The sequence below is a fragment of the Burkholderia sp. GbtcB21 genome, from assembly GCF_019091065.1.
Taxonomy (GTDB): Bacteria; Pseudomonadota; Gammaproteobacteria; order Burkholderiales; family Burkholderiaceae; genus Burkholderia; species Burkholderia pyrrocinia_C.
Genome location: NZ_JAGXKA010000517.1, coordinates 1 through 232, shown reverse-complemented (window position 1 = coordinate 232; position 232 = coordinate 1). Strand labels below are relative to the sequence as shown.

The window sequence follows — 232 nt, the reverse complement described above, 5'->3', positions numbered from 1 at the left end:
CGCTGCGCGACGGCTGGGCCGCGGCGGACGACGGCATGCTCAACGACATGAGCGCACCTGCTCAACGGCGGCGCAATCGGCGCCTGGGAATGCACCGGGAAGGAGAAGGCGAGCGCGATCAGCGGCGACGCGCGTATGCCCGCATCGCGCCAACCGGGCCGGCCAGGCACGGGGATGACCGTTCATTGGAAAGCTGCATACGAAGGGAAGTCGGTCAGGCCAGTCTAGTGGT

The 232-nt window shown here is 68.1% G+C and carries 1 protein-coding gene; it reads left to right on the top strand.

Annotated elements, in window-relative coordinates; genetic code table 11:
* Positions 1 to 35: 35 nt before the first annotated feature.
* Positions 36 to 232 (top strand): hypothetical protein (locus tag KVT39_RS37520; protein ID WP_217591534.1); only part of this gene is annotated, 197 nt, incomplete at its 3' end.